Raw genomic sequence first — 17,796 nt, forward strand, 5'->3', positions numbered from 1 at the left:
GAGCGGAAATCACTGGACGACCATTGCGGAGACCCGTAGGAGACTCCAACAGGATCCTGCCTACGTCCTTGGGCTTAAGATCGACTTGCCCATCGACACCACACGCAGTCCTCAACATAATCTACCGGTGCCGGATTTCGACGAGACAGGATTTTTTGGTCGCCAGCAGCAGTTGATCCGGATTAAAAGGGCCATCAAAGGGGCGTACCCTGTCGTTTCCGTTCTTGGTGAGGGAGGGATTGGGAAGACGTCTCTTGCGCTGAAGGCTGCCTATGATTTACTTGATGACGAAGCCGTACAATTTGACGCTTTCGTTTGGGTCAGTGCTAAGGCGACCGTCCTTACTCCAGACGAGATTCGACGTATTAGCGGTGCGATCAAGGACTCGTTGGGGCTGTTCACTCGAGCAGCGGAAGAACTGGGCGTTCTCGGGCCCGGCACTGATCCCGTAGAGGAAGTGCTCGACTACCTTGAGAACTTCCGCATCCTACTTATTCTCGACAACCTTGAAACGGTGCTGGATCAACGGCTCCGAAACTTTCTGCTCGATCTGCCGCTTGGCAGTAAGGTCATCATCACCAGCAGGATCGGGCTCGGTATCGAGAATCCTGTAAGCCTGGGGGCCCTATCCGAAGATGAAGGTGCTCGCCTCCTACGCGCCGTTGCGGGAATCCGCGGAGCGCGGGCGCTTACCGAGATGCCGAACGAAATGATTCAGGGTTTCGTGAGGAAGATGGGCGGGCATCCGGCGTATCTTAAATGGTTCGTTGCTGGAGTCCAAGCAGGGAAGAGGCCCGAGGATCTTGTCTCCGAAAATGCACTCCTCTTGGATTTCTGCATGTCAAACGTCTACGGCTACCTGAAGGCGGACGCGCAAAACGTACTCCGCTGCATGCAGGTCCTGCCGGGTGCTCGCAATCAGGGCGAACTCGCATTCTTAACCGAGTTCTCTGCCACTCGTATGCAGGCAGCGTTGCTCGAGCTAATCACGACAAATTTCGTCCAGATGCGAAGTCAGAGCACGAATGCTTCCGAGATAGTTGACACTACTTACCAGCTCACGGACTTCGGCAAGCAATATCTGGATAGTCGGCACCCCGTTTCTGCGCTCGACAGGGCTGAGCTTATTCGGCGTCATCAACAGCTTCACAGCGTTGGCGCAGACCTGCGTGCGGAAGGCTCGGCGAGCCCTTATTCGCCGGAAACGGTTGATGTTCGGGGGACGGGCGACTTCAACGTTGCCCGCTTGCTACGGGATGCGCTCCTAGCTGCGGCCCGTGGGAACACGGATGAGGGCCTGTCGAACTGCCGTGAGGCTCAACTCCTTGCTCCTACGTATCACGAGGCGTGGCGGGTGGAGGCCCACATTCAAGTCCTCCGCAGTGATTTCGGCGGGGCGCGAGCCGCCTATGAACGGGCCCACGAACTTGCTCCACTGTCACCGACCCTTAACTACTTCTTCGGTAGCTTTCTCCTGGACCAAGGGGATTACCCTGCTCGAGGGCTGGAACTCCTCCAAGCTGCAGCGCGCGTAGATGATGCCCATACCGCGATCATTAATCAGATTGCGTGGGCTCATCTCCGTTTGGAAGACTATGTCTCTGCAATTCAAGTTGCCGAGCATGCTCTCTCGACCGGTTCGCCGTATCAACCCGATCTGGTGCCTGCAGTCATAACCGCGTTCCGGGCCGCAGTTTACTGGGCAATCTCTGACCGCGATAAGGGAAACCTCGATAGCTCGCTGCATGCGTTGGAAGTGGGCGCCGAGTTGGCCAAGATTGCGCCCGTAGGGCTTTTGGTAGACGAATCGCGCGATCGGATGGTTCAACTTGGATTGATTTGCGCCGAAATAGCCGAACTTTCCGATGAGAACTTCGTCGTGCGGAAGGCTCGGGATTTCCAAAGCCAACTGTACGACAAGCTAAATATTGTCGACCAAGGCTGGCTCGAGCGGCGCGTCGGAACAGTGAAGTTTATTTCCGATAAATACTTCGGCTTCGTTACCTACGCTGGCCATGACTATTTCTACCATCTTAGGGACCTCGCTGATTCTACCGAATGGGAATATATCGGTGGGGGCACCTCGGTGGCATTCAGTCCGAATCGAAGCCATCCAAGGGGCTACAGAGCCGAGGGTGTTCGCTGGCTCGGCTAGATAACTTGTGCGAAGTGTTGGCAGTAGGTTTCAAGATGACGTGGTGAGGTCTTGTGGCAGTCGGAGATGAGCGATCGTTCGAGGCGGCGGTCGAGAATGCGCTGCTGGGTGCCGGGTGGCTTGGCGGGGTAGCCGGAAGTTATAGCCATCAATGTGCGATCGATGCCGCCGAACTGTTCGCGTTTGTTGGAGCCACCCAGCCGGATGAGTGGTCGAAGCTGCTGGCCTACCACGGGAACAACCCGGACGAGGCGCAGCGGCAGTTCGCTCAGCACCTTGCCAAGCAGATCGACGAGCGCGGCCCGCTCGACGTCCTGCGCCGTGGCGTCAAGGACAAGGGTGTCCTCATCCGCCTCGCCTACTTCAAGCCCGCCCACGCCATCACCGATGACGCGCTCAAGCTCTACCGCGCCAACCGCCTCACCGTCACCCGCCAACTCGCCTACTCGACCAGCAACAACAACACCCTCGACCTGGTGCTCTTCGTCAACGGCATCCCGCTCGCCACGGCCGAGCTGAAGAACCCGCTGACCGGCCAGACCGTCGAGGACGCCAAGGAGCAATACCGCAAGAGCCGTGACCCGAAGGAACTGCTCTTCGCTCGGCGTACCCTCGTGCACTTCGCCGTGGATCCCGACCTGGTCTTCGTGACGACGAAGCTGGCGGGGGAGAAGACCCGGTTCCTGCCCTTCAACACCGGCTCGGACGGGCCGGGTGTCTCCGGCGGCGCCGGCAACCCGCCGGCCGGCGCATCGGGTTACCGCAGCTCCTACCTGTGGGAGCAGATCTGGCACCCCGACACCTGGATGGACCTGGTGCGGCGGTTCCTGCACACCGACAAGGACTCCGGGAGCCTGATCTTCCCGCGCTACCACCAGTGGCACGCGGTCACCCAGCTCACCGACCACGCGGCCCGCCACGGCTCCGGCCACAACTACCTGGTCATGCACTCGGCCGGGTCGGGCAAGTCGAACACCATCGCCTGGCTGGCGCACCGGCTGTCCAGCCTGCACACGGCGCCCGTGGTCGACAACGAACGGCTGCGCCCGAACGAGCCGGTCTTCGACAAGGTCATCATCATCACCGACCGGGTGGTGTTGGACCGGCAGTTGCAGGACACCGTCTTCCAGTTCGAGCACGTGCCGGGCGTGGTGCAGCGGATCGACAAGGACTCCGCGCAGCTCGCCGCCGCCCTCCAGGGCGAGACCGCCAAGGTGGTCATCACCACCATGCAGAAGTTTCCCTACATCCTCGACAAGGTGCAGGGGCTCAAGGGCAAGCGGTTCGCGGTCATCGTCGACGAGGCGCACTCGTCGCAGTCCGGCGACTCGGCCGCCGCGCTGAAGAAGGTGCTGCTCAAGCTCGGCAGCGACGACGTGGACGAGTCGGGCGACCTGCTCACCGCCTCCGCGCTGGCCCGGGGCAGGCACGAGACGCTGTCGTACTTTGCGTTCACCGCCACGCCGAAGCCGAAGACCCTCGAACTCTTCGGCACGCCGCACCCGGTCACCGGGAACCCGCAGCCGTTCCACACGTACTCGATGCGCCAGGCCATCGAGGAGGGCTTCATCCTCGACGTGCTGCGCAACTACGTGACCTACAAGGCGTACTGGAAGCTGGCCAACGCCAACCCCGACGACCCGGACGTCGACCCGAAGAAGGCCGGCGCGCAGCTCGCCCGCTTCGCCAGCCTGCACCCGACGATGCAGGCACAGAAGGCGGAGATCATCGTCGAGCACTTCCGCAAGCACACCGCGCCGCGCCTCGGCGGTCGCGCCAAGGCCATGGTGGTCACCGGCTCCCGCGAAGCCGCCGTCCGCCTGCACACCGCCATCCGCAAGTACGTCGACATGCAGGGCTACGTCGGCTGCGACTCCCTGGTCGCCTTCTCCGGTGAGCTGGAGGTCGACGGCGTCGAGCACACCGAGGCGCGGGTCAACGGGTTCAGCGAGGGTGAGCTGCCCGAGAAGTTCGCCTACACCGCCGCCGACGACAAGCATGCCGGCACGCCGAGGGCCAAGCAGGACACCGAGTACCGGATTCTGGTCGTCGCCGAGAAGTACCAGACCGGCTTCGACCAGCCGCTGCTGACCACGATGTACGTCGACAAGCTGCTCAAGAGCGTCGCCGCCGTGCAGACCCTGTCCCGGCTCAACCGCACCCACCCGCTCAAGGCCCAGGGCGACATCTTCGTCCTCGACTTCGTCAACGAGGCCGGCGACATCGCCGAGCAGTTCAAGCCGTACTTCGAAACCGCTGCCACCACGCCCACCGACCCGAACCTGCTCTACACCGCCCAGAACGCGGTCACCGGGTATCCGGTGCTGGTCGACTCGGAGATGCAGGCGTACGCCGAGGCGCTGCTCGCCGCGGAGCGCAAGGCGACCAGCGACACCGGCCTCCAGCGGGCGCACGCCGCGCTCTACCGCTTCACCGACCCGGCCGTCGACCGCTACAAGGCCCTCGCCGCCGACGACCCCGAGGCCGCCGACGGCTTCCGGTCCGCGCTGCGCGACTACACCCGGATGTACGCGTTCCTCAGCCAGGTCGTGCCCTACCACGACGAGGACCTGGAACGCCTCTACCTCTACGGGCGTGCGCTGCTCAACCGGCTGCCGCGCAGGCAGGACCCGTCCGTCGACATCGGCGAGGTGCAGCTCACCCACCTGCGGGTCAGCAAGACCGGCGAGCACGACGCCTCGCTGTCGCCCGAGGGCGAGCAGATGCTGCCCGGCTTCGTCGGCGGGGGAGCGGGTCGGCAGCACGACCCGGAGAAGGTGGCCCTGTCGGAGCTGATCGACGCGTTCAACGACAAGTTCGGAATCGGGCTCGGCGAGTCGGACAAGGTCTGGGTCGAGCAGCAGATCGTCGCCCTCGCCGAGGATGGGACGCTCGAAGCCGCCGCGATGGTCAACGACGAGAGCAACTTCGGCGTGGTCTGCGACAAGCGGATCGAGGACGTGATCCTGTCGCGGCACGACGACAACGGCAAACTCATGCAGCGCTACCTCGACGACGAGAGCCTGCGGTCGCAGCTCAACCAGTTCGCGCGCCGGCAGGCGTACCAGATGATCCGCCGCCGCAAGGGCATCGCATAACCTGAATGAATGGTCCCGTGGGTGGGACCGGCTGCTCGCGCTGGGAGGCGATGGCGATGCAGGCGCAGGACCGCGTGGCCGAGCGCTACGAACTCACGTACGCGGTCGGTCACGGCGGCATGGGCGAGGTGTGGGCCGGCTTCGACGAGAAGCTCGACCGGCCCGTCGCCATCAAGTTCCTCCGCAAACTCTCCATCCCCGAGGGCGAGCGGGAGAACGCGGTCGAGCGGTTCATGCGGGAGGCCCGGGTGACCGCCCGGCTGGATCACCCCGGGGTGCCCAGCGTGCACGACGTCGGTGTTCAGGGCGACGACATCTACATCGTCATGCAGCTCGTACCCGGCATGCTCCTCTCCGACCTGGTCGCTGAACGCGGCTGGCTCTCCGTGCCGTGGGCCGCAGCGATCGGGGCGCAGATCTGCTCCGTGCTGGCGACGGCGCACGCGGCCTCGCTGGTGCACCGCGACCTCAAGCCGCAGAACCTGATGGTGACACCCACCGGCTCGGTCAAGGTCCTCGATTTCGGGGTGGCTGCGCTGCTCGGTCCGGCAGACGTACCCCGGCTGACCGCCACCGGCCACACCCTCGGCACGCCCACCTACATGGCGCCCGAGCAGGCGTTGAACAGCACGGTGGGCCCGAAGGCCGACCTGTACGCGCTCGGTTGCGTGCTGTTCGAACTGCTGACCGGCAATCCGCCCTACCGGGCGGACAACCCGCTCGGCATGCTGCACCGGCACATGAACGACCCGATCCCCTCGGTGACGGACCATCGCGCAGGCGTGCCGGATGCGTTGGTGCAGCTCGTCGTGCGGATGCTCGCCAAGGACCCGCAGCACCGTCCCGGGTCCGCCGCCGAGGTGTACGAGATCCTGATGCCGCTCGGTGCTGTCGAGTCGGACCTTGCCGCCGATCTGGCGATGGCGGCCGTGGACGGCCAGGGGGTCGATCCGACGATGCCCTACCGGTACCCCTTCGGGCCGCTGCCGCCCCGGGCGCCCCTCGCCCCCACGAAGATCGACGTGGTGCGCCCCCGCAACGCTCCGGAGGTTGTCCACGTCCCCTCTCCCGACGAGCTGGCGGAGGTCGAGGAGCGGGCCTGGGAACTGGCAGAGGAGGAGCGGTTCACCCAGGCGGCCGAGTTACTGGAGACCGCACTGCGCCCGATCCGCAAGGCCCACGGCGCGGCCAAGCAGCCGAGGATCCTTGAGCTGCGTGTCAACCTGGCCAACCTCTACGTGCTCGCCGGCGCGTTCCGGCAGGCCCTGCCCGAATTCCAGCGGCTGATCCCCGACCTGGCCGCGCGACCGATGCCCGACCAGGAGCTGATCTGGCAGTGTCGGCAGCAGGCGGCTGTCTGCCAGGCGGAACTGGGCGAGGCTGCTGAGGCGCTGGCTGAGCTGCGCTCCCTGCTCGCCGAGGAACAGCGGGGGCTATCCCCGGATGCGGCAGAGCTGTTCCCGTTGCGGCAGCAGATCGCGATGCTCACCGCCGGGCTCGGCGACGTGACAGATGCTCGGGGTCAGCTGACGGACCTTCTGCGAGATGTCACTGACCGGTACGGGTCGGAGTCGTCCGCTGCGGAGGAGATTGCGGCGCTGCTCAGCCATCTCCACCGGCTGGACGAGAACCTGCTCGATGACACGAGCGGACGAAGTGAGGGGCGATGAGCACGTTCGAGCTGGAGGACGCCCTCAAGCAGTGCGTCGAGCGGGTGGCGCGCTTCCGCCGCCAACACCACCGCATCGGTGAGCAGAACACCAAGGCAGGGCTCATCGAACCCGTCATCGGAGCGCTCGGGTGGGACCTGTTCGACCCGGACGAGGTGCACCGGGAATACCGGCGACGCGGCACTGACAATCCCGTCGACTACGCCCTGCTCCTGCTTCGGACGCCACGGCTGTTCGTCGAGGCCAAGGGTCTCGGGGAGAATCTCGACGATCCACGATGGGCCAATCAGACCATCAGCTACGCCGCGGTGGCCGGTGTCGAATGGGTGGCGTTGACCGATGGCGCGGAGTGGCGGATCTACAACGCCCATGCGCCCGTACCCATCGAGCACAAGCTGTTCCGCGCCGTCCGACTGGAGGACAGCCTCGATGAGGCCGTGGAGTTGCTGTCGTTGCTGAGCAAGGACAACATGCGGGACAACCGCATCGAAGAACTCTGGAAGGGCTACTTCGTCGACCGGCAGGTCCACGGCGAGCTGCTCGAAATGTTCGGGGATGGGGAACCGGCAGCGGAGCTGGTGGCGATGTTGGACCGCCGCCTGTCGAGGCTTACTCGGGACGAGATTCGTGCCAGCCTCATCCGCGTTCGTGCCACCTTCGACTTCCCGTCGTCGGCAGCCTCCACCGGCGTTACGCCTGTCAGCCACCTTGGTGCTACGGCACATGTCGAGGCGGTGCCCGTCGCGCCTCCAACGGTGACCCCCGCGTTGCCCCAGCAGCAAACTCCGGTCCGCCCTGCCAAGAGCCGTTCGCACAAGCGGCCGGTGTCGGAGGGGGAACGCGCGCTGAAGGTGATCGACTTGATCAGGGCCGGTCGGTTGCGCCCGGGCAGCAGACTCTACGGGAAGTACCTCGGCAAGCAGTACGTCGCCGAGCTGCTGGCGGATGGCAGCATCCGCTACGGCGGTCGGACCCTCGGCTCCCCGAGTGCGGCCGGCGAGGCCGTGAAAGTTGAGGTGCACGGCCCTTCCATCACAGCTACCCGCCGAGCCACCGACGGGCTCGACTTCTGGTCCGCGGAGGACGCCCGCGCCGGTGACGTGGTGTCGCTCAAGGAGATCCGGCGACGCCTCGCGACGGAGGAGCAGGTATGAAACAGCCGCTGATTCTCGCGGAGATCCTCGCGATCCTCGGCGAACCGCAGTCCGTCACCGACCTGAAGCGATACTTCGGGCACGCAGGCGAATCGGCTTTCACCGGTGGACAGTTCGAACGACTCGGAGGCGGTGGCGACCGACCGGAGACCTGCAACCTCGTCACGGCGGAGGACCTGATCGCGGTCGAACTGCTCAGCGTCCGGGTGCCGCCGCGTACCGCCTTGGACCTGTTGCAGGGCGCTCTCGGAGAGGCAGTGTCGGCGGAGCTGGGCAAGATACCGACAACCGTTGCGCTGGGCCACCCCGACGCGTTGCCTCTCGTAGAGAAGGGGAAACCCGCCTACAGGGCGTGGCGGCTGCTGCGGAAGGCCGAAGGGATCGGCTGGGTCGTGGCAGGGAAACTGCTCGCCCGCAAGCGGCCTCATCTCGTGCCGGTCTACGACGAGGTTGTCGCCTGCGCCTTCCGCACGAGCAAGGGCTTCTGGCGCTGGCTGCACGACCGTCTGGGGGAGCAGGACGGGATCCTCGCCGAACGGCTCGCCGATCTCCGGCGGCAAGCCGAACTGCCGGATACCATCTCCCTGCTTCGGATTCTCGACGTCATCATGTGGATGCGCCACCGTGACGAGCACACCGGCTACCGCTGCCGGGGCGTCCGACTCCCTACGAGCGGCCGTTAGCGTTGCGCCCTTGGGGCTGTCGGGGGTCGTAGCGGCCCTCCAGATACGCGATGAAGCGTTCTGGATGTTGAATGTAGGTGCTGATCGTGGACGGCCTGTGGTTGCCGGCGGCGAGGAGTGCTTGGTGATACTTGGCCAGTTCCTGCCGAAGCTCGTCGGTCGTCCAACTCCGCTGTGTCATAGCGCCATCATGTAGCTTGCGGTGCTATCGCGACAGCGGAGCTGGGGCAAGGGCATGGTGGTTCAAAGCATCAGGCCGCCGCTCTTCACTCCGCTGACGAAGGTCTGCCAGGCATCCGAAGCGAAGGCCAATGCCGGACCGTAGGCGTCCTTCGAGTCACGCACGGCGACGGCACCAGGCAGGTTGGTGGCCACCTCGACGCAGTTGCCGCCGTTGCCCCCGCTACGAGTGCTCTTGCGCCAGACGGCGCCGGTCAGGTCAGTCATGCCGCAGCTCCCCGATGATCCCCTTGATCATGTCGCTCGATTGTGCCTCATCGAGGGCCAGCGCATCGAGGCTCTTCCAGGCGGCCCGGTAGGCGGCCAGCTCGTCGGGCTTGTCCAGGTACAGCGCTCCGGTCAGAGACTCGCTGTAGGCGACTGACGGCTCCGGTGCAGCCCGACCGCCTTTTGTGGCGGGGAAGTCGAGGATGACGAAGGAGCCGGCGACCGCGCCGGAGTGCGGCCCGGCGGTGAAGGGCAGCACCCGCACGCTGGCATTGGGCAGGCTGGCGACCTCCAGGAGTTGACCGAGTTGCCCGACCATCACGCTGCGGCTGCCGACGGTGCGGCGGAGCACCGCCTCCGACAGGATCGCGTCGAGCTGCGGTGGCTGGGGTAGCCGTCGAGTGAGTAGCGCTTGGCGTTGCTGCCGTACCTCGACCGCGCGTTCGCGCTCCTCCTCGCTGAGCGAAGGGCGGTCGAGTTGGGCGAGTCCGAGGGCGTACTGGCGAGTCTGGAGCAGCCCGGGGATTAGCGTCTCCTCGTACTGCCTGAGGTAAGCGGCGGCGGATTCCAGGCCCACATACAGCTCGAACCAGCTCGGGACCGCGTCCCCGTACGCGTGCCACCAGCCCTTCGACTTCGTCTCCGTGGCAAGCCCACGCATCGCCTCGGTCATCTCGGCGGACACCCCGTACAGCTCGCACATCGCCTTGACGTCGAGCACTCGGACCGGGCCCATGCCGCATTCGATCCGCCAGATCTTCTGCCGGCTGTATTCGAGGGCCTCGGCGGCGGCGTCGAGGGTCACGCCTGCCTCGGTGCGGTACTGGCGCAGCAGCCGGCCGAGTTGCCGGCGCGGCACGGTCGATCCGACATCCTCGGTCACCCGGACACTCCCTGATTCCATCGCGCAACACTGCGTCAACCGGTCATGTAACAGCTATCGATAGCAGCAAAGAAAGTCAATACTTCTGGGAAGAATTCTGCCGTGGAACGTTGCCTCGATGCTGCGCATCGTCACAGGATGACCACAAGCCCTGGTGTCGTACCGCTGATCGAAGCTGCGGCGGCAGGGCGGGGTGGGCCCGTGCGTGCGGGGAGGGCGGACGGACCCACCCCTTCCAGTACACGAGGGAGAGGCAGGCAGCAGATGAGCGTCCGCAACCAGCGACCGGGAGCGACCTACCGTTCCTCGGCGTACACCAGCCTGCTGCCGTGGCAGGTGCGTGAGCGCCGCTTCAAGTCGGTCGGGCTCGGACGCCGCGGCCTGGAACCGGCCGACGTGTACGACTTCCTCGACCGCGTCGCCGGCGACATGGCCACCGTCTACGCCGCCCTGGCCGCCAGCGGCCGAGAAACCGCCGTCATCAAGGACGCGCTGCGCCGCTGGCAGTCCGAGCAGGCCCGCGCCCGTGCCGACTGGGGACACGAGGCATGACCCAGCGGTACGTCATTCACCTGCCCGTCGCCGCCGCCGACCTGCCGGCGGCGCAGCGGCTGGCCCGGGTGATCAGCCGTTGGCTGCTGGTGTTGCCGCAGACCGACCCGGGGGAGATCACCGTCTCCGACGAGGACAACCAGAACGTGCGTCACCGGGTCTACTGCGACCTGCGGATGTCCGGCGGTCGGCGCTGCCTGCTCCGTGCCGACCACGACGGTGTCTGCTCCCGCCGCCTTTCTCGGTGAGTGTGGTGCCGACTGGTTACGGGAAGCTAGAAGCTGGTGCCGGTTCGGTGTCACGGAGCGGAGGGAACGGCTGCTGTTCGAACAGACCGACTTCACGGCTGAGCTGTGGTGGGTTCTTGGCCGCACCGCACTGCACGACGCGGTTGACCGACTCGACGGTGCTCACGTCGACGGGGACGGCGTCGTGTGCGTCGAGGCCGGTCGGAGCTCGCGCCACTCGCTCATCGCGGCGCTGGATACGCTCCGTGACTTTCCGGACGTCCACGTCGTGGCCGAAGGCGGGCCGGAAACTCATGGCTGGTGGAATGGCCGGCGACTGCTGGTGGTGACCCGGTCGGGACCGGTATGGCGGGCGGAGTTGTGGAAGGGGTTGCTGACCGGTATCGCCGTGTTCGCCCGTGGCATGCCCTTGCGTCCTGCCGACCAGAGATGGACGGCACCCATGCCCGAGGAAGCCTTCGCGCACGCAGAGACGGGGTCGCCAGGTGCGCTGCTTCGGTGAACAGGCGTAGAGGAGCAATCGAGACAGCCAACCTCACCGTTGCCGAGCGGGTTTTGCAGGAGTTGCTGCGGACGCGGCTCCCGCTCGACGACGACGTGCTCGCGCGGCGGCTCGGCGTACAGCTCCGGCAGACGATCAACAAGGTGTGCCGCAGGCTCGAAGAGGACGGACGAATCCGCCGCTACATCGGCTCGAGGGGGAAGATCGTCAACGAGTACCTCGCCGGCACACGTCCCGCAGGCTCAATTGTGCAGCAGGAGGTCCTGCCGGAGCCGGCGGCGGGCGACAGTGCAGCACAGCGACGTGCCGAAAGAGTCATGCTCAGGCTGCTGAGTGATCGGCTTGGTTGTGAGTTGAAGCCGCGCAGATTCACGGTGGCGGACGGGGTTCGGGTGGAGATCGACGGCGCTGACCAGGATTCGACGGTGCTCGTCGAGGCCTGGGCCCATCAGGGACCGCCGAAATCCGCTCAGAAGCACAAGGTCCTGGCTGATGCCAGGCGGCTCCTCTTTGTCGCCTCGACCTTGACGACCACACCACGCCTGGTGCTCTGCCTCTCCGACCAGGAGGCAGCCCGGCACTTTACGACCGCCCGCTCGTGGGCATCCGCTGCATTTCGTAACTTTCACGTCGATGTTGAAGTGGTCGAGCTCCCACCAGGTTGCGCCAGGCGCGGGCGGCGGAGCTGGGCGTCGCGGTGAGCGTTCCCAAGCTCAACAACAACGACGACAGCTATGTGCTGCTGGAGTGGCTGGTTCCGGCCGGTGCAACCGTCGAGATCGGACAGCCGATCGTGGCGGTCGAGACCTCCAAGGCGATCGAGGAGCTGGCAGCGACGCACGCGGGCGTCCTGCGCCAGGGCCTCGCCGCCGGGGCCGACTGCGTCCCGGGCTCGACCATCGGCTTACATCCAGCCGCCGGTGCCGTCCCTGCTGCGGCGCCCCCGGTCGCTGAGCCGTCCGCGTGGCGCTGCCGGGGCGGTCGCTGCCGCCGTCGTAACGCCGCATCGCCGAGGTGGTGACGACCTCACACCGGGAGATCCCGGTCGCCTTCACCGCCGTGCGGGTCGACGTGACCGCCGCCCTCGCGTACGCGCGCCGGGCCGCCGACGAGACCGGCGCCGATGTCAGCCTGACCGAGATCGTCATCGCTGCCGTGGCCAGGTTGCACGAGCAGTTCCCTGCCCTCTACGCCCAGCTCACCGGGGACGGCCGGGTCATCGACGCGGCACAGCCGTCGGTCGGGCTCACCGTGGACGTCGGCACTGGGCTGTTCCTGCCGGTGATCCGCGACGCGGCGAAGCTGGACCTGGGCGACCTCGCCGACGCCGTGGTCGAAGTGCACCGCGAGGTCGTGCTGGACGTCGGAGGTGCGGTGCGCGAGCGCATGACGGCGGACCTCGGGCCGGCCTACGACCACCGGCTGGTCAACGGGGCGCAGGCCGGGGCGTACCTGGCCGCGCTCAGCGCCGCCCTGCAACTGTAACCGTGGAGCCCCCCACACGAGCATCATCGCCGCGTACGCCCGGCTGTTTGGCGGCGGGTCCAGCAGGTGCGCGCCAGGCGCTGCCGACCTCGCCCGACGCGACGTACGAGGTGCTGGAGGCGCTTCCCGACAGTTGGCTCGGCCCCGCCGCCCCCGGGGCGCCCTCGCCCGCCGCCGAGCTGCGTAGCCCGGCCGCGCTGTGGTCAGTTTCCTGTCACGCAGAACTCGTTGCCGTCGGGATCGGCCAGCACGACGGCGCCGTCTTCACCGACCTCGAGCCGGGCGGCCCCGAGGGAGACCAGCCGGTCGACGTCCGCCTGCTGGTCGCCGCCGGCCGGGGCGAGGTCGAAGCGCTGCCGGTTCCTCACCTCTTTCGGGGCCACGGGTGGGCCTCCCCACGCGACCTTCGTGCCGCCGTGCGGTGACTGGATCGCGGTCTCCTGGTCCTGGTCCCACACCAGCGGCCAGCCCAGCGCCTCGCTCCAGAAGAGGCCGACCTCCCGGGTGCCGTCGCAGGCGAGTTCCCCGAGCAGGCCGCACCCAGCGAGGAAGGCGTTGCCCGGCTCGATCACGCAGAACGCGTTGCCCTCGGGGTCGGCCAGGACGACGTGCCCCTCCTCGGGGCGCTGCCCGACGTCGAGGTGGCTTCCGCCGAGCCTCAGCGCCGTGGCCACCGTGTGCTGCTGGTCGTCGTTGCTGGCGCTGGTCAGGTGAAGGTGCATGCTGCGGTTCGGCCCCACCTTGTCCGCGCGGCTCGGGACGAACCGGAGGCTGAGCTGGCCGTCTTCGCCGGGCAGGAGCGCGCCACCGGCGTCCTCGACGACCTGCCGGCCGAGCATGCCGGCCCAGAACTGCGCCAGATGGGCCGCGTTGTGCGCATCGAAGGTCACCGTCAGCAGTCGCGAGATCATTGCCTCACAGTAGGCAGGGGCCAGCAGGGCAACAAGGTGATTAGCCGGGCCGGACGATTGAGGGTGACGCTTCCCGCCGGGGCGGCGATAGGGCCTGCTGATATTCCGACGTCCACGCCGCCGTGGCGAACGTGCGCTCAACAGCGGCCATATACGTCGCACGTTGGAGAGGTGACGTTGGCGCTGCCGCCACGCCGGGTTGGTCGGGCGTTCCGGTGGCGTTCCTACGGTCCGGGTCATGACACCTCGCCCTGCCCACCTCCCACGCGGGAACCCGAGCCGCACGATCGCCGCGCTCGCCGTCCTGACGCTGTCGACCGGCGTGCTCGCCGTGCTGCCCCCGTCGCCGCCGGCCGCCGCCGGACCCGGCTCGGTGGCCGTCGCGGAGGACTTCTCCGACGGCCGGCTGCCCACCGGCTGGCGGGCCGTCGACGGCACCTGGAAGGTGGAAAACGGCCGGCTGTACGGCACGTCCGCCAGCTCCAGCCAGAACAACAAGATCACCTTCGGGCGGCACCTGAACGACTTCCGGTTCGAGGCGACCGTCCGGTTCGAGTCCGTCGCGTCCGCCACCCGCTGGACGGCGCTGGGCCTCGACGTGCCCGCCGACGGCGCGAACCCCTGGTGGATCGCCACGATGCGCAGCGGCACCACCGCGAGCAACGGGCTCGAGTTCGCCCAGCGCACCACCGCCGACACCTGGAACGTCACCAACACCGGCGCCGGCCCGTACGCCGCCGGCACCGGCCGGGACGTGCGGGTCGCCGTGGAGGTGCACGGCAGCCAGGCGCGCTGGTTCGTCGACGGGCGGGAGGCGCTGAGGACCAGCAGCCTGCAACGCTCCGCCGACGGCGGGCAGGCCCTGGTGGTCAACGGCGCCACCGTCTCCTTCGACGACGTGCGAATCACCGAGCTGGCACCCAACGGCTACCTCCGCCCGGACGGCAGCCCGCTCACCGTGATCGCCCACCGCGGCGCCTCGTCGGCCGCCCCGGAGAACACCCTGGTCGCCCAGGAGACCGCGCGGCGGGCCAACGCCGACTGGATCGAGAACGACGTGCAGCCGTCCCGCGACGGCGTGCCGTTCGTGCTGCACGACGCCACGGTGGACCGGACCACCGACGGCGCCGGCCGGATCCGCGACCTCACCGCCGCCCAGCTCAAGGCGCTCGACGCCGGCTCCTGGTTCGCGCCGTCGTACGCGGGGGAGAGGCTGCCTACGCTCGCCGAGCAGCTCGCCGACCTGCGCGTCCGGGGCGGCAACCTGCTGCTGGAGATCAAGGGGGCGCACACCCGCGACGAGGTCGCCCGGATCGTCGAGGTGATCCGCGCGGAGCGGATGACCGGCCGGGTGTTCATCCAGAGCTTCGAGACGGACGCGCTGCGCCACACCCGCGAGCTGGCCCCGGAGCTGCCCCTCGGGCTGCTGCGCGGCAGCCTCGACGCCGACCCGGTGGCGGTCGCCCGCGAGCTGGGCCTGACCGCGTACAACCCGAGCGGGACGGCGCTGCTGACCCGACCGGGCGTGGTGCGCGAGCTGCACGACGCGGGCGTGGCCGTCCTGGTGTGGACCATCGACTCGGCGAACCAGTGGCAGGCTCTGGAGCAGGCCGACGTCGACGGGATCATCACCAACCGCCCGGCCGAGCTGGCCGGCTGGAACGCCGCGTACTCGCAGCGTCCGCCCGCCACGCCGACCGTCGCGATCGGCGCGCCGGCCGACGGCGCCACCCTGGACCGGGCGCAGGCACCGACCGTCACCGTCACCACCACGCACGCCGAGACGGTCACGGTCACCCTCGACGGCGAGCGGGTCGAGCCCGGCGTGGCGCTGGACCTGACCACCCTGCCCGCCGGTCGGCACACGCTGCGCGCCGAGGCCGTCGGACCGGCCGGCCGGGCGACGGCGACCAGCACCTTCACCGTCGCGGCCACCCCGGCCGGGCTCGGGTACGTGATCCTGACCTCCGACGTCGAGCACGGCACCCGCACCGCGCTGAGCACGCTGCTCGTCCAGGGCCGTTACGCCGAGCTGGCCCACTACGCCGGCCAGCAGGCCGGCCAGCGGCTCCCGGTGGAGCTGGCGCGCGTCGTCGCGGCCGACGCGCAGGCCCTCGCCGCAGACTGACCGTACGACGACGACGGCGGCGGGTGGGGATGTTCCCCGCTCGCCGCCGTGAGCGGGCGCTCGCCCACGCCGAACTCGCTGCGGTCGCGAAGGATCCCGCCCTCGGCGAGCGGCACTGCGAACGTGGAGGCGGTCAAGCTCCTCGTGTCGGCCATGCGACTCCATCGCGCCAGCCACCACAGCTCGGACCTGTGGTGGACGGGGCGACGGTGCTGACCGTGTCGGCTCGCGCTTGGGCGGCTGACGGCGGGGCGGGCGCGCTGATCACCAGGCGCAGGGCGCGTAGTCCTTCAGGAAGCAGCCGTACAGGTCTTCGCCCTGTTCGCCGCGGACGATCGGGTCGTAGACCCGGGCCGCGCCGTCGACCAGGTCCAGCGGGGCGTGGAAGCCGGCGTCCGCCAGCCGCATCTTCGTCGGGTGGGGCCGCTCGTCGGTGATCCAGCCCGTGTCGACGCTGGTCATGAGGATGCCGTCGGCCAGCATCTCCTGGGCGCTGGTCCGGGTCAGCATGTTCAGCGCGGCCTTGGCCATATTGGTGTGCGGGTGCCCCGGCCCCTTGTAGCCGCGGGCGAACTGGCCTTCCATCGCCGACACGTTCACTACGTACTTGCGGCGGGCGGTCGCTGCGGCCATCGCCGGTCGCAGCCGGCTGACCAGAACGAACGGCGCGGTCACGTTGCACAGCTGCACTTCGAGCAGCTCGATCGGGTCCACCTCGTGCACCCGCTGCACCCAGCTGTTGACCGGGTCGAGGTCCGGCACCAGACCGCCGGCGTCGATGGCGGTGGCGGCCGCGATTCGTTCCGGCGAGGCGGAGCCGCTGGTCAGCGCCAGCGCGGTCAGCGCGTGCGGGGGGATCGCGGCCGACTGCGGCGGGGCGGCCAGGCTGCCCGCCGGGTCGTCCCGGCCGGCCGGTTTGGCGAACGTGATCATCTCCGGCAGTGGGCCGTCCGGCAGGGCCGCCGCCTCCGCGGCGACGAGTTGCGCGTACGCCCCGGGCGTGCGGCGGACGGTCTGCGCCGCGTTGTTGATCAGGATGTCGAGTGGTCCCTGGCCACTGACCGAATCAGCGAGGGCGATCACCTGGGCGGGGTCGCGCAGGTCGATCCCCACGATCCGCAGGCGGTGCAGCCAGTCTCCGCTGTCGGGCATCGCGGCGAATCGGCGGACCGCGTCGTGGGGAAACCGCGTGGTCACCGTGGTGTGCGCGCCGTCGCGCAGCAGCCGCAGCGCGATGTACATGCCGATCTTCGCCCGGCCGCCGGTGAGCAGCGCGCGCCGGCCGGTCAGGTCGGTGCGGGCGTTCCGGCGCTCCCGGTTGAACGCAGCGCAGGGCGGGCAGAGCTGATGGTAGAAGGCGTCCACCTCGCGGTAGCGCTGCTTGCAGACGTAGCAGCCGCGCGGATTGTGCAGGGTGCCGGCCGTGGCACCTACGGTGGGGGAGGTGAGCGGGATGCCCTGGGTCTCGTCGTCGATCCGGCCCGGGGCGCCGGTGGCGGTGGCGGCCGTCACCGCGCGGTCGGCCGCCGCGATGGCATCCCGCCGTTCCTCGCGTCGCCGCTGCTTGATCACCTTGTAGAGTTTCGCGGTAGCCCGTTGCACCCGCACCACGTCGGGGTGGTCGGGAGGCAGGTTCTCCAACGCCTCGAAGACGCTGAGGCAGGTCTCCAGCCGGTCGCGGTCAATGCCGTATTGACCGGTTTCGGTAATGTTGTCCGCCGTCATGCGTCGCTGTCTCATCCCGTTCCCTGCGCCGGGTCTACCCGGTCCCACCCCAAGTCCGACCCGGAACTGTACGCACCGCACGGCCTCCGACGCATCCCGCGTCTGCTGCTCAGCCCAGAGACCGTCGAGGCCAACCTCGCCCCGGGTCTGCCGAA

16 protein-coding genes are annotated in these 17,796 nt (G+C 67.9%); 12 read left to right on the forward strand and 4 right to left on the reverse strand.

Annotated features, from left to right (window positions below; genetic code table 11):
* Positions 1-127: 127 nt before the first annotated feature.
* Genes ACGFZ2_RS02810 through ACGFZ2_RS02830 form a run of 5 tightly spaced genes read left to right on the forward strand, consistent with a single transcriptional unit; the run spans position 128 to position 8,760 of the window.
* Positions 128-2,155, forward strand: a complete 2,028-nt coding sequence (locus tag ACGFZ2_RS02810) for an NB-ARC domain-containing protein (protein WP_393449453.1) — start codon at positions 128-130, stop codon at positions 2,153-2,155.
* A gap of 53 nt (positions 2,156-2,208) precedes the next feature.
* Entirely contained in the window at positions 2,209-5,253 is a 3,045-nt protein-coding gene (locus ACGFZ2_RS02815; RefSeq protein WP_393449456.1) for a type I restriction endonuclease subunit R, read from the forward strand.
* Positions 5,254-5,258: 5 nt separating this feature from the next.
* On the forward strand, positions 5,259-6,923 hold the full coding sequence (locus ACGFZ2_RS02820; protein WP_393449459.1) for a protein kinase: 1,665 nt from the start codon (positions 5,259-5,261) through the stop codon (positions 6,921-6,923).
* A complete protein-coding gene (locus ACGFZ2_RS02825; protein WP_393449462.1) occupies positions 6,920-8,077 on the forward strand; it encodes a hypothetical protein in 1,158 nt (385 codons plus the stop codon). The genes ACGFZ2_RS02820 and ACGFZ2_RS02825 overlap by 4 nt, the downstream gene beginning before the upstream one ends.
* Positions 8,074-8,760, forward strand: coding sequence for a DUF6308 family protein (locus ACGFZ2_RS02830; RefSeq protein ID WP_393449465.1), 687 nt, complete (start codon positions 8,074-8,076; stop codon positions 8,758-8,760). The genes ACGFZ2_RS02825 and ACGFZ2_RS02830 overlap by 4 nt, the downstream gene beginning before the upstream one ends.
* A gap of 243 nt (positions 8,761-9,003) precedes the next feature.
* Here the strand turns inward: ACGFZ2_RS02830 and ACGFZ2_RS02835 are convergent, their stop codons facing one another.
* Together ACGFZ2_RS02835 and ACGFZ2_RS02840 are read right to left on the reverse strand one after the other, a co-directional pair.
* Positions 9,004-9,207: a DUF397 domain-containing protein gene (locus tag ACGFZ2_RS02835; RefSeq protein WP_357977772.1), complete on the reverse strand. Its 204-nt coding sequence runs from the start codon at positions 9,205-9,207 to the stop codon at positions 9,004-9,006.
* Positions 9,200-10,090, reverse strand: a complete 891-nt coding sequence (locus ACGFZ2_RS02840; protein ID WP_393449468.1) for a helix-turn-helix domain-containing protein — start codon at positions 10,088-10,090, stop codon at positions 9,200-9,202. The genes ACGFZ2_RS02835 and ACGFZ2_RS02840 overlap by 8 nt, the downstream gene beginning before the upstream one ends.
* Positions 10,091-10,354: 264 nt before the next feature.
* On the opposite strand from ACGFZ2_RS02840, the gene ACGFZ2_RS02845 reads away from it, so the two are divergent.
* From ACGFZ2_RS02845 to ACGFZ2_RS02870, 6 genes are read left to right on the forward strand one after another with little or no spacing between them, the layout of a single operon-like run.
* Entirely contained in the window at positions 10,355-10,642 is a 288-nt protein-coding gene (locus ACGFZ2_RS02845) for a DivIVA domain-containing protein (RefSeq protein WP_393449471.1), read from the forward strand.
* Positions 10,639-10,890 (forward strand): hypothetical protein, encoded by a 252-nt coding sequence (locus tag ACGFZ2_RS02850; protein ID WP_393449474.1) that lies wholly within the window; start codon positions 10,639-10,641, stop codon positions 10,888-10,890. The genes ACGFZ2_RS02845 and ACGFZ2_RS02850 overlap by 4 nt, the downstream gene beginning before the upstream one ends.
* Positions 10,847-11,392 (forward strand): hypothetical protein, encoded by a 546-nt coding sequence (locus ACGFZ2_RS02855; protein ID WP_393449477.1) that lies wholly within the window; start codon positions 10,847-10,849, stop codon positions 11,390-11,392. The genes ACGFZ2_RS02850 and ACGFZ2_RS02855 overlap by 44 nt, the downstream gene beginning before the upstream one ends.
* A complete protein-coding gene (locus ACGFZ2_RS02860) occupies positions 11,389-12,093 on the forward strand; it encodes a hypothetical protein (RefSeq protein ID WP_393449480.1) in 705 nt (234 codons plus the stop codon). The genes ACGFZ2_RS02855 and ACGFZ2_RS02860 overlap by 4 nt, the downstream gene beginning before the upstream one ends.
* Positions 12,090-12,413: a lipoyl domain-containing protein gene (locus ACGFZ2_RS02865; RefSeq protein ID WP_393449483.1), complete on the forward strand. Its 324-nt coding sequence runs from the start codon at positions 12,090-12,092 to the stop codon at positions 12,411-12,413. Before ACGFZ2_RS02860 ends, ACGFZ2_RS02865 begins: the two co-directional genes overlap by 4 nt.
* Entirely contained in the window at positions 12,410-12,877 is a 468-nt protein-coding gene (locus ACGFZ2_RS02870; RefSeq protein ID WP_393449486.1) for a 2-oxo acid dehydrogenase subunit E2, read from the forward strand. Before ACGFZ2_RS02865 ends, ACGFZ2_RS02870 begins: the two co-directional genes overlap by 4 nt.
* 203 nt (positions 12,878-13,080) lie before the next feature.
* Here ACGFZ2_RS02870 and ACGFZ2_RS02875 read toward each other — a convergent pair whose 3' ends face one another.
* Positions 13,081-13,788 carry a VOC family protein gene (locus tag ACGFZ2_RS02875; RefSeq protein ID WP_393449489.1) on the reverse strand — a complete coding sequence of 236 codons (708 nt, stop codon included), beginning with the start codon at positions 13,786-13,788 and terminating at the stop codon, positions 13,081-13,083.
* Positions 13,789-14,026: 238 nt separating this feature from the next.
* Between ACGFZ2_RS02875 and ACGFZ2_RS02880 the strand changes: the two genes are divergently transcribed.
* Positions 14,027-15,916 (forward strand): glycerophosphodiester phosphodiesterase family protein, encoded by a 1,890-nt coding sequence (locus ACGFZ2_RS02880; protein WP_393449492.1) that lies wholly within the window; start codon positions 14,027-14,029, stop codon positions 15,914-15,916.
* 264 nt (positions 15,917-16,180) lie between these two features.
* Here ACGFZ2_RS02880 and ACGFZ2_RS02885 read toward each other — a convergent pair whose 3' ends face one another.
* Complete coding sequence (locus ACGFZ2_RS02885) at positions 16,181-17,656, reverse strand: SDR family NAD(P)-dependent oxidoreductase (RefSeq protein WP_393262481.1); 1,476 nt, start codon at positions 17,654-17,656, stop codon at positions 16,181-16,183.
* Positions 17,657-17,796: the final 140 nt, after the last annotated feature.

Origin of the sequence: Micromonospora sp. NPDC048063 (assembly GCF_043202855.1) — a bacterium.
Classification (GTDB): Bacteria; Actinomycetota; Actinomycetes; order Mycobacteriales; family Micromonosporaceae; genus Micromonospora.